Source organism: Flavobacterium koreense (genome assembly GCF_054776075.1).
Genome location: NZ_BAAHCF010000002.1, coordinates 468,087 through 479,800 on the forward strand (window position 1 = coordinate 468,087; position 11,714 = coordinate 479,800).

An 11,714-nucleotide genomic window follows, 5' to 3' on the forward strand; every position below is an offset into this window, starting at 1 on the left:
AATAAAAATTATGAAATTGAAAAACTTTTTGTTAGTTGTTTTTAGTGTTGCAGGAACTTATGTTGCTTCTGCTCAATCTAATTTATTGAATGCTAAAACACCAGATGAGATAGGTAAAAAAACAGCTGCTCAACTTGAGTCTGATAATGACAAACCTCTACCTTATGGTTATGTTCACGACAGAGATGTTTTGATGGGTAAGACTACTTGGGAGTTAATTGATGTTGATGAAAGAATCAATTTCCCATTGTACTATCCTATTGATACTGCTTTTGTTGGTAAAGAAAGAAGGTCACTTTTTCAAGTTCTTTTGAATGGTATTAAATCAGGTAAAATCACTGAGGTTTATGGTGATGACTATTTTAATGCAAAAAAATCTTTGAAAGATATCGAATCTGTTTTTAAATATAGAGATACTACTCAAGCTGGTATTGACGAATTTAATAACTATTATGATGATTACAAATCTGGAGCAAAAGTTTTATCAGCGGAATTTATAAATGAAACTGTATTAAGTGCAAAAGATGTTTCAGGATATAGAATTAAGGGTTTTTGGTATTTTGATAAGCGTCAAAGTGAATTAAAGTATAGATTGCTTGCAATTTGTCCAATTGCAATTGAAGCAAGAGACAAGGCTAAAGGTAATACAGATACAATTGATTTGTTTTGGGTTTATTTCCCATCAATAAGAGATGTGTTACATGAAGCTAAAGCATTTAATGATAAAAATTCAGCTATGCCGTTAACATTCGACCATTTGTTAAATTCTAGACGTTTCAACGGTGTCATTTACAAAGAAGAAAATGTTTATGGTGACAGAACTATTCAAGATTACATGAAAGATAATGCACAAATGCAATTATTAGAATCAGAAAGAGTTAAAGAGAAGATTCGTAATTTTGAGCAAGACATGTGGAACTACTAATATTAGTTTTCAAATAATATAAAACTCTTATCGAAAGATAAGAGTTTTTTTATGTCCATTATTTATCTTTACAATCTCTAAGTAACTTTTTATGTTAGATTATATTATTGTTGGTTCTGGTCTTGCAGGTATTGCTTTTTCTGAAATTGCACTTCAAAATAATAAAACTATTTTGGTTGTAAATAATCAATCTCAAAACTCATCAAGAATTGCAGGAGGATTATATAATCCAGTTATTTTAAAACGTTTTAGTGGGGTTTGGCAAGCTTCTGAACAATTAGAATTATTATACAACTTTTACGCAAATCTTGAAAAAAAGCTACAAATAAAGTTGGATTATAAGCTACCACTTTTGCGTAAATTTTATTCAGTAGAAGAACAAAACAATTGGTTCACTGCTTCAGATAAACCCAATCTTTCAAAGTTTCTTTCAACTAATTTAATCACCAAGAAATGGAATTCAATTTCTTCACCTTTTAATTTTGGTGAAGTTTTGTATTCTGGTTATGTCGATACAAATTTATTAGTTGATTCATACAAACAGTTTCTTATTAACCAAAATGCCTACTTAGAGGACACCTTTGATTATTCAAATCTAATTCTCGAAAATGATTTTGTGGTTTATAAAAATTTGAAAGCTAAAAGGATTGTCTTTGCAGAAGGATTTGGAATGCTTTTAAACCCATTTTTTAATAAATTACCACTAGACGGAACTAAAGGCGAATTATTACTTATTAAAGCGCCTAATTTGAATTTAGATGTAATCATGAAATCATCTATTTTCGTTCTTCCTATTGGAAATGATTTATATAAGGTTGGAGCTACTTACAATTGGGTAGACAAAACAAATATTCCAACAGAAGCAGCTAAAAAAGAATTAATAGACAATCTAAAAGAATTAATTACATGTGATTTCGAAGTGATAGAACATTATGCAGGTGTTCGTCCCACTGTTAAGGATAGAAGACCTTTAGTTGGAACACATCCAGTTCATAAAAATCTACATGTTTTAAACGGATTAGGAACAAGAGGTGTTATGTTAGCACCAGCTATGGCTACTAGTTTATTCAATCATATAGAAAATCAAATTCCTCTTGATAAAAATATTGATATCTTAAGAATTAAGAATTTTGTCTCCAGTTTTTGTCAAAATGAATAAACATGTTGATGTAAATATTTCTAGCTAGTCTTGCAGTAACAGGCATTAAAAGTAAAATTCCTATTCCCAAAGAGATAAATGAAACCTTTACAGATAATCCTAAAATTAATTTTGTTATCACAAATATTGCTACGCCAATAGCAACTGTTAATCCATAACTTACGTACATTGCGCCATAAAAAAACGAAGGTTCAATTACATATTGAGTTTTGCAATGACTACAAGTTTCATGCATTTTGTATAAAGTATTCAATTTATATGGATTTTTTTCCACATACATACTTTCTTCATGACATTTTGGACAAGTTCCTGTTAAAATACTATTTAATGTGCTTCCTTTTTTTAACATTTGCAAAAATTTTTAGCAAAGGTACATCTTTGTACTTTTCTTAATGTAACATTTGTCACAAATTATATGCTTAATATTCACAATTTATCGGTTTCTTTTGGTGGTTCATATCTTTTTGAAGAAGTAACTTTTCGCTTAGGTTCAGGCGATAGAGTAGGACTTGTTGGAAAAAATGGAGCTGGAAAATCTACAATGCTCAAGATTTTAGCTGGTGATTTCAAACCTGATTCAGGTCAAATTGCTACAGAAAAAGAAATCAAAATGGGGTTCCTTCGTCAAGATATCGATTTTGAACATGGTAGAACAGTTCTTGAAGAAGCTTACGAAGCATTTACTGAAATCAAGCATGTTGAAAAAAAACTCGAAGAAATCAATCATCTTCTAGTTACAAGAACCGATTATGAAAGTGAGGAATACGGACAAATAATTGAAGATTTATCAGATTATACGCATCGTTTCGAATTACTTGGTGGTTATAATTATGTTGGGGATACCGAAAAAATTCTATTAGGATTAGGATTCAAAAGAGAAGTTTTCAACGACCAAACCGATACTTTTTCTGGAGGTTGGAGAATGCGTATTGAACTTGCAAAGTTACTATTACAATCCAATGATATTTTACTTCTCGATGAGCCAACCAATCACTTAGATATTGAAAGTATCATCTGGTTAGAAGGTTTCTTAAGAAATTTTCCAGGAGTTGTTGTAATCGTTTCTCACGATAAAATGTTTCTTGACAATGTTACTAATCGTACTATCGAAATTTCTTTAGGAAAAGCATACGATTTCAACAAACCCTATTCGGAATATTTAGAATTGCGTCATGAAATTCGTGAAAAGCAACTAGCAACTCAAAAAAATCAAGCCAAAAAAATTGAAGAAACAGAGAAACTAATCGAGAAGTTTCGTGCCAAAGCATCCAAAGCTTCGATGGCGCAATCATTGATTAAAAAGCTCGATAAAGTAGAACGTATTGAAGTTGATGAAGACGATAATTCGGTTATGAATATTTCATTTCCAGTTTCAAAAGTTCCAGGAAAAGTTGTGATTGAAGCCGAAGATGTTACCAAAGCTTACGGCGATAAAGTCATTCTAAAAGACATCTCTTTATTAGTGGAAAGAGGAAGTAAAATTGCTTTCGTTGGTCAAAATGGTCAAGGAAAATCTACATTCATTAAAGCTATTGTAAACGAATTTGAATATCAAGGCGAAATCAAACTTGGTCATAACGTTCAAGTAGGCTATTTTGCTCAAAATCAAGCCGAATATCTTGATGGCGAAATCACTCTTTTACAAACAATGGAAGACGCAGCAACCGACACCAATCGTTCTAAAGTTAGAGACATGTTAGGTTCGTTTTTATTTCGAGGTGATGATGTTGAAAAGAAAGTAAAAGTGCTTTCTGGAGGCGAACGGAACCGATTGGCTTTGTGTAAATTATTGCTTCAACCAATCAATGTTTTGGTAATGGATGAGCCTACAAATCACTTAGATATTAAGTCTAAAAACGTACTAAAAGCAGCACTTCAAAAATATGAAGGAACACTATTATTAGTTTCTCACGATAGAGATTTCTTGCAAGGAATGTCAAACATCGTTTACGAATTTAAAGACCAAAAAATCAAAGAATATCTTGGTGATATTAACTTTTTCTTAGAACAGCGTAACATGGAAAACATGCGCGAAGTAGAGAAAAAAGATGTTGCTAAAAAAGAAGCTCCAAAAGAAAATAGCAAAACTTCTTATGAAGACCAAAAGAAAAACAAGTCACTTCAAAATCGCTTAAGCAAAATAGAAAGTCAAATTCAACAACTCGAAAAAGACATTCAAAATGATGATAAAGCTTTGGCTTCTAATTATGACAAACACCTTGAAGACGCTAATTTTTTCATAGCATACAACAAGAAAAAAGCCGAATTAGATAAATTACTAGAAGATTGGGAAGTTGTACAAGGAGAAATTGATAGTTTATAAATCTTATGAACAAATTTGTAAAACCAATAAATCTGCATTTAACGATTTCAATTTTTATTGTAGCTAATATCGCAATGGTTTACGGATTTAAACCCGACTTATGGTTTGATGTAAAAGTACTAACCATTGATGAGTTCAACATTTACAAGGCAATTATGGGAGTTTACATTGCTTTTTCATCCTTATGGTTTGTCGGAATTACAAAGGAAAAATTCTGGCAAACGGCAACAATTTCAAACTTTCTATTCATGGTTGGTTTAGCTTTCGGAAGAATAGTAAGCATTATTTTCGACGGAATTCCATCAACAATATTTTTATTAGGAACCGTTGGTGAATTAACTCTAGGTTTTTACGCTTTTTATCAATTCAAAAAATCAAAAGTATAAGTAGATTTTTAAGAAGCTAATTCTACCCTCCAGTTTAAAACTCAAAATTTTTTAAATAGTACTTCGTACTTCTAACTTGGTATTTTCAACTTCCTTAAAAGGATGTCTCATTTGCCATTCCGCTTCAGGTTCTAATTTCTTAAAAATGTATTCTATGTATTTGTTTATCAAATTGTTATTGTGATAAATAAAACCCGACATTTTCACTGGAATTGCACCAATAGAACTCTTTATTTCTAAAGCGGTTCTTCCAAATATTATTTTTTCAAAACCTTTTTCAATACCATATTCCGTCATGTTGTAAAGCATATTCAAATACAGCATATTTTCTTTTTGAACTTGTGAATCATAACCTAAAAAGTAGGTTTCTAACACGCTCCCATTAGAAAGAATTGTGTGAAATCCAACCAATTTATCATTTAAAAAATAACCAAATATCAAAAAGTGATTTTGACATTGCTTCTTCATTGTAGAAAAATGATTTTTGGCTAAAAAAAAAGTGTTGAAAGGTGCATTTTTAGCAACATAATGATACAAATCATAAATAGTTTCTTCATGTAAAACTACTTCTTCAAATGTCAATTCTTTTACAAAAATTCCGTCAAATTTCTTGTGAGCTCGTTTGTATTGATCACGGTATTTTTTAGAAAATGAAGCAATATAATCTTCTTTGTTTTTCCATTTTTTGTCCAAATAGAAAATCATATTGGGTTGTGTATTAAACTCGTATGTATTAGACAGACTAAATTTTTTCAATTCAACTGAGCAGTGTTCATAGAAATCTTTAAATGAAACCAAATGAATTTTAATCTTTTTATTCTTGAAATAAGTAGTAATCTCTTTAGCAGATTCCATTAAAATTTCACTGATGTGCTCAAAATCAATTTCTTTAGAAAAAGCATAACCATTTTGACCAGTAATCATATTATTTCCAAGAAATAAAGTATGCGATGCAAAGTTTTTAAAAATAAAATTTCTAATAAATGTCTTAAAACACTTATCTCTTTCACCGAATGATTCTAACTTATTCAAGTCTAAATATTGAGCCAAAGAAACACCTATAAGTTCGTGATTTTCAAATATTCCAATATAAAAACATTGCATATTCGTTGGAGCTGATTTTTCCAAAACTTCTAAGTAATGTGTTTGTAGAAAAACATTAGATACAGCCACATCATCCCAGTTATTTGGAAGCTCTTTAATGTGGTTATATATTTTAAAAGTAAGTCCTTTCACAATAAAAAATCGCTCCACAAAAGTAGAGCGATTCGATTATAATTAAATGTTAAATTATTTCCAGCCGCAGATGATTGCTCCCATTATTGTCATTATAACAGTCCAATATCCTGCTGTAATAGCAATATATTTCCATGATTTTTGCTCAAAAAGACTATTGATGGCAATTATCGGAAGTCCTAAAAATAATCCCGACATAAATCCATGTAATGCTCCATGTTTAAAAGTTCTAAAATTGTCACCATAATCAGCCATAAAAGCAGCATATGAAGGTTTTGCTGTTGCTATAAAATCAGGACCTCCAATCATACCTAATGCGCCAAACTGATGAACCACAAGTGCAGACATTATAAATGCAAGCATCAATGAATAAACAAATGTCAATCCAAAAATCTTCAACATATTTCCTTTTTGGGCTTTTTCTTCGGTCATTCCTGTTTCGTTCATCCAAATGGTCCCAAAAACTTTTGGATTATACCAAATAAAGCCTACAACTAAACTAGAAAATGCTGCAGCAAAAACTGCGTAAAAATTAAATTCCATAATTAATATATTTATTGGTTAGTATAACAAATATATAAAAAATATTAAATGCACAAATATTTTATTTGTAAGATAATATTGTCAAATAGTATATAAAATTTAAAAAATAATGCATTTCATCGATTTTATTTGCGTATAAACGATAAATGTAATTGTTTTACATCTCAATAAAACAAACCATCATGAAAGCAACAATTACACTTTTAGTCACTTTATTCTTTTCAGCAACTATGTTTGCAGAAGTTTCTATACTTGAAAAAAATGCTTTAGTTAGCCTAAATAAAGCAACTAATGGAGAACAATGGATTACAAAATGGAATCTTAATAATCCTGTAAATACATGGTTTGGTGTTAAAGTGATTAACGATAAAGTTGTTGCAATTGATTTATCAAATAATAATTTGTCTGGTAAATTGCCAAATGAATTATCAAATTTGAAATCTTTACAAACATTAAATTTGTTCAAAAATAATATTGAAGGTTCAATTCCAACGAGTCTAGGTGAATTAAAATCACTTCAAGTTCTTGATATTTCTTTTAATAAACTGTCAGGATCATTGCCGTCAGAATTAACTAAAGTAGTTTCATTAAAAGAGATTCATTTGTTTATGAATAGCTTAACTGGAGAATTGCCAAGTACAATTGGTTCTTTAACAAATTTGCAAGTTTTGGCTTTATACAATAATGAGTTTTCAGGTAATTTACCAGAATCATTGTATAATATCAAATCACTTAGAGTTCTTCAATTAAACAGTAATAAACTTTCAGGTGAATTAAGTAGTTTGGTTTCTAACCTTGTTGCTTTAGAAAGTTTAAGTCTTTTTGACAATAAAATGAATGGTCAAGTGCCATTAAATTTAGAAAAATTATCAAATTTGACAGAAATGAATATATCTTACAACAATTTTAATGGGCTAGTGTCTAGAAAATTAGCCAAGAAAGATATGTTGAGTTTAACTATGGTTGATCAATATGGTGTAGCATCTACTTTAAAAGTTGAAATGGATAAAGATAAAGCTGTAGCTTCAGAAGAATAATAATAAAAGTTTTTTTTATATAATTAAAACCTTAGTGAATATTCATTAAGGTTTTTTTTGTTTACTTAAAATTTCTATATTTGAATCCATATTGTTATATTATATCATAAAAAAAGAGTTTTATTATGAATTCAGGAATGAGTATTTTGTTGGTAGATGATCATTTAGTTGTAAGAAAAGGAGTAGAACTTGTCTTGTTAAGTACTTTTCCTAAGGCTAATATTTACAGCGCAGAGAATTATGATGACGCTCTTGATATTATGAAAACCATTAAGTTGGATTTAGTTATGTTAGATATAAACATCAACGGTGTTGAGAATATCAAGATAATGAAGGCTATCAAAGAAATTCAAAGTAAAGTTAAAATTTTGATATTTTCATCTCATGAAGAAAAAAATTACGGAACAAGATATATTCAAAACGGAGCTGATGGTTATTTAAATAAATTTTGTACTGAAGATAAAATTATTAAAGCAGTACAACAAATTTTAGATAAAGGTTTTTATTATAGTGACCAAGTTAAAGAAAAATTAAATTCAAAGACCAATAAGAAGAGAGGTTCAAGTGCAATAGATAGTTTGTCAAATAGAGAATTTGAGATTGCAAAACTTCTTATATCTGGCGAAGGAAATCTAGAAATTTCAAACAAACTAAATATTCAAATGTCAACTGTTAGTACTTATAAAAACAGAATTTTTGAAAAACTGAATATTAATAATGTTGTTTCATTATCAGAATTATTTAAAGAAAATGAATAGCAATCTAGAACATGTAAAAGAGAATTTGAATATTCTACTTGTAGATGATCATTTTATTGTAAGAAAAGGAATTGAGTTAATAATTAATTCGTTTTTTCCTAAAGCAATAATTCATAATGCCGAAAATTACTCGGAAGCTTCAGTAGTTTTAAGCACTATAAATATAGACCTTGTTGTTTTAGATATCATAATTAATGGTATGGAAAATATCAAAGTCATGAAAGAATTAAAGAACATCCAAAGCACCACAAAAATACTTATTTTCTCATGCCATGAGGAGGAAAATTATGGGTTGAGATACATTAAAAATGGTGCAGACGGATATCTTCATAAATATTGTTCAGAAACAAAAATAGTTGAAGCAATTAATGGAATTTTAAGTATCGGACATTTTTATAGTGATGATATCAAAAATAAACTAGATAATAAAGCTAAAAGAAAACCAGTTTCAAATCCTATTGACACTCTTTCTAATAGAGAGTTTGAAATTGCAAAAATGCTAGTTGACGGCAGCGGTAATCTTGAGATAGCCAATAAGTTAAACATTCAAATGTCAACTGTTAGTACCTACAAAAATAGAGTTTTCGAAAAGCTAGATGTAAGTAATATTATAGCTCTTTCTACTTTCTTTAGAGATAATATTAATTAAGATTTAATATATTTTAGATATTTTCCGTAAGTTTTTGTTTTCTAATCCCTTGTATTTGTTGGTTTCAAATAATGTAGCCTTTATTCTACAAAAAAAGTTAATGTTTTAATAACAATATTTAACATTTTTTAACTAAATTCGCACAAAATTTTGCGCTTTTAAAAGAGTGTAATTTTTTGTGTGTAATTGAAATACAAGTTTTTAACCAAATCATACCTAAGTATGCGAAATTTTACTTTTATGAAAACAAGCAGTAAGAGTTTACTTCTTGTTTTGTTTTTTGCTTTACTATCTTTAAATGTTTTTGCGGAAGGTACACCTACAGTAGCTCCAAATGCAGCAAACATTACGGCGCTTTTGAGTGCTCCAGATTTGAATTCTGGACCATACTTCAATGCTCCTGAAGACAATCGTGTAAAGTTTACCATTACTAACAATGCTACCCAAAATCTTTATTTTGGTTTTGATTGGAGGCAATATGCTGCAGGAAGTCCTCCAAGGCTAACTGATATTTATTGGAGAATTAGACGTTCTTCAGATTTAGCTGTTGTTGTTGGTCCAACATTGTGGAATTCAGCTTTGGGTTCTGCAGGTAGTATAGATACTCATGCTCAAGCTTTAGCCGGTCCAAACATTGCAGGTTCTGTACCTACTGGTTACAATCCAATTATTTTTGATCCAACTCAAGACGGTGAATATTTCATTGAGATTTATCGTAGTAGTGATGGTGGTGTAACTGGAAGATCTACAGCATCAGATAGAGCTGTAGGTGCGTTATTCGACTTAACAGTTGCCAACAATTTTGCTCCTTATACCAAATTTAATGGTAGAGTAAATTCTGATAAATGGGGTTTTGTTGCTGTTTCAAATACCTATGGAAATTTAGTTACAGCTAATGCGGAACCAGTATTATATGGTTATACAAACGACCAAACAATTGTAAGATTAGATTTTGAAACAGGTTTTCAGCCAATTGCATTTAATGTGGCTCTTAATAGTTATGGGGTTACAAACGTTGGTTCATGGTTAACTACAAGACGTTCAAGAAATGATGCTGTTGCTCCTGGATTAAATAACGGTTATAGGGTATTCTTAAATGTACCCGATGCAACATTATATCCTGTTGGAGCAATTCCTACAAATCCTACGTTTTTATCACCAGCCGTAACAGGTTGTGGACCTTATTTAATAAATTATAATGTTGCGGAACCAGGTGATGTTAAATTATTGCTTGATTTAAATGGTGTTCCAGGTTTTCAGAACGCAACTGCCGATAGAATTTTAGAGGCGCTTGATGTTCTTGCAGGAAATAATACAATATCTTGGGATGGATTAAATGGTTTAGGTGTGGCTGTCCCATCTGGAACTAATCTTAATTTAGCACTTACATTTCTTAAAGGAAGGTTCAATTTACCTTTATATGACGCTGAGTTAAATAGAAATGGAATCAGAATTGGCATTATTGCACCTATTCCAATAGCCAATGCTCAGATGTTTTGGGATGATTCTGCTTTAACTAATGTTGGTACTGATTGTACTCTAGGAACAAATAATCAAACAGGAGCAGGTATTAATAATTCAATTACAGGAACTACTTCACCTGCTCACGCATGGAGTGGAGATGGAAATTTAGCTCAAACAATTCCGGCTCCTAATGTTGCTGGTAATGATACAGATGGAAATCAATGTACTGATTTTGGTAACGTTAGAACAATAAACACATGGGGTTGGGGATATTCTTCTGCAGCAACTAATTTAAATATTGTTTTAGGATGTGCTAATCTTGGTGTTAATAAAATTGTAAGTAATGCTACTCCATCAGTTGGTAGTAATGTTACTTTTACAATCACTGCTTCAAATGCTGGTCCAACGCAAAGTCCTAATACAATTGTTAATGACTTGTTGTCTGCATCATGTTATACATTTGTTAGCGCTACACCTTCTGTTGGAACATACGATAGTATTACTGGTGAATGGTCTATTGGAACTTTAGCTAGTGGAGCAAATGCTACTTTATCAATTGTTGCAACAGTTATAAGTCAGTCAGGATGTGGTAACACAGCTACTATTTCAGGTGATCAAGAAGACCCAACACCTGCAAACAATACTTCGACTGTTACTCCAGTTCCATTTGTTTCAGCAATTGATGCTGTAAATGATGCTGCTACATTATTTAATGGCTCGGTTGGAGGTACCACTGCTTTAAGTGTATTATCAAATGATACATTGAATGCAGTACCAGCTAATTTGACTACTGTTACATTAAATGGTATAACTGTCCCAGCAGGGTTAACATTAAATCCTAGTGGTACAATTACAGTAGCTCCAGGCACTCCTGCAGGAAATTACTCAGTAGTTTATGAAATTTGTGAGGTTCTAAATCCATCTAATTGTGATCAAGCAACGGCATTTATAAATGTGGCTACGATTGATGCAATAAATGATTCTTCTACACCGATTAATGGAACACCAGGTGGAACAACACCAAGTGTTTTAGCTAATGATACTTTAGATGGTTCTCCATTAAATCCGACAGATGCAACCTTAACACCAACAAGTGTACCAGCAGGACTTACATTAAATCCTGACGGAACAATAACTGTTGCGCCAGGAACGGCAGCAGGAACTTATCCAGTTGTTTATCAAATTTGTCAAGTTGCTAATCCGTCAATATGTGATACCGCTACAGCTAGTGTTG

General features: G+C 30.9%; 10 protein-coding genes and 1 pseudogene. 8 read left to right on the forward strand and 3 right to left on the reverse strand.

The annotated features are described in order from the left end of the window. Window positions 1–10 precede the first annotated feature (10 nt). Together porN and ACYU7A_RS02430 are read left to right on the forward strand one after the other, a co-directional pair. The gene (gene porN / locus ACYU7A_RS02425) at window positions 11–925 is read left to right on the forward strand and encodes a type IX secretion system ring subunit PorN/GldN (RefSeq protein ID WP_460574009.1); all 915 of its coding nucleotides are present in this window, start codon (window positions 11–13) and stop codon (window positions 923–925) included. Window positions 926–1,016: 91 nt separating this feature from the next. Continuing rightward, window positions 1,017–2,084 carry an NAD(P)/FAD-dependent oxidoreductase gene (locus ACYU7A_RS02430; protein ID WP_460574011.1) on the forward strand — a complete coding sequence of 356 codons (1,068 nt, stop codon included), beginning with the start codon at window positions 1,017–1,019 and terminating at the stop codon, window positions 2,082–2,084. Here the strand turns inward: ACYU7A_RS02430 and ACYU7A_RS02435 are convergent. Next, window positions 2,047–2,433 (reverse strand): DUF983 domain-containing protein, encoded by a 387-nt coding sequence (locus ACYU7A_RS02435; protein WP_344815405.1) that lies wholly within the window; start codon window positions 2,431–2,433, stop codon window positions 2,047–2,049. The two genes, ACYU7A_RS02430 and ACYU7A_RS02435, sit on opposite strands and share 38 nt — an antisense overlap. Before the next feature lie 66 nt (window positions 2,434–2,499). On the opposite strand from ACYU7A_RS02435, the gene abc-f reads away from it, so the two are divergent. Continuing rightward, on the forward strand, window positions 2,500–4,407 hold the full coding sequence (abc-f, locus tag ACYU7A_RS02440; protein ID WP_460574014.1) for a ribosomal protection-like ABC-F family protein: 1,908 nt from the start codon (window positions 2,500–2,502) through the stop codon (window positions 4,405–4,407). 5 nt (window positions 4,408–4,412) lie between these two features. Beyond that, window positions 4,413–4,793: a DUF4345 domain-containing protein gene (locus ACYU7A_RS02445; RefSeq protein WP_460574016.1), complete on the forward strand. Its 381-nt coding sequence runs from the start codon at window positions 4,413–4,415 to the stop codon at window positions 4,791–4,793. 51 nt (window positions 4,794–4,844) lie between these two features. Here ACYU7A_RS02445 and ACYU7A_RS02450 read toward each other — a convergent pair whose 3' ends face one another. Both ACYU7A_RS02450 and ACYU7A_RS02455 read right to left on the reverse strand, forming a co-directional pair. Continuing rightward, the gene (locus tag ACYU7A_RS02450; protein WP_460574018.1) at window positions 4,845–6,029 is read right to left on the reverse strand and encodes an 8-amino-7-oxononanoate synthase; all 1,185 of its coding nucleotides are present in this window, start codon (window positions 6,027–6,029) and stop codon (window positions 4,845–4,847) included. Window positions 6,030–6,083: 54 nt separating this feature from the next. Continuing rightward, window positions 6,084–6,572, reverse strand: a complete 489-nt coding sequence (locus ACYU7A_RS02455; protein ID WP_460574020.1) for a DUF1761 domain-containing protein — start codon at window positions 6,570–6,572, stop codon at window positions 6,084–6,086. A 182-nt stretch (window positions 6,573–6,754) separates the two neighbouring features. Between ACYU7A_RS02455 and ACYU7A_RS02460 the strand changes: the two genes are divergently transcribed. From ACYU7A_RS02460 to ACYU7A_RS02475, 4 genes and pseudogenes are all read left to right on the forward strand, one after another. Next, on the forward strand, window positions 6,755–7,609 hold the full coding sequence (locus ACYU7A_RS02460; RefSeq protein ID WP_460574022.1) for a leucine-rich repeat domain-containing protein: 855 nt from the start codon (window positions 6,755–6,757) through the stop codon (window positions 7,607–7,609). A gap of 125 nt (window positions 7,610–7,734) precedes the next feature. Then, window positions 7,735–8,367: a response regulator gene (locus ACYU7A_RS02465; RefSeq protein ID WP_460574023.1), complete on the forward strand. Its 633-nt coding sequence runs from the start codon at window positions 7,735–7,737 to the stop codon at window positions 8,365–8,367. Then, entirely contained in the window at window positions 8,360–9,016 is a 657-nt protein-coding gene (locus ACYU7A_RS02470; RefSeq protein WP_460574025.1) for a response regulator, read from the forward strand. The genes ACYU7A_RS02465 and ACYU7A_RS02470 overlap by 8 nt, the downstream gene beginning before the upstream one ends. A 240-nt stretch (window positions 9,017–9,256) precedes the next feature. Next, a pseudogene (locus ACYU7A_RS02475) lies at window positions 9,257–11,714 on the forward strand (hypothetical protein); the annotation flags it as partial.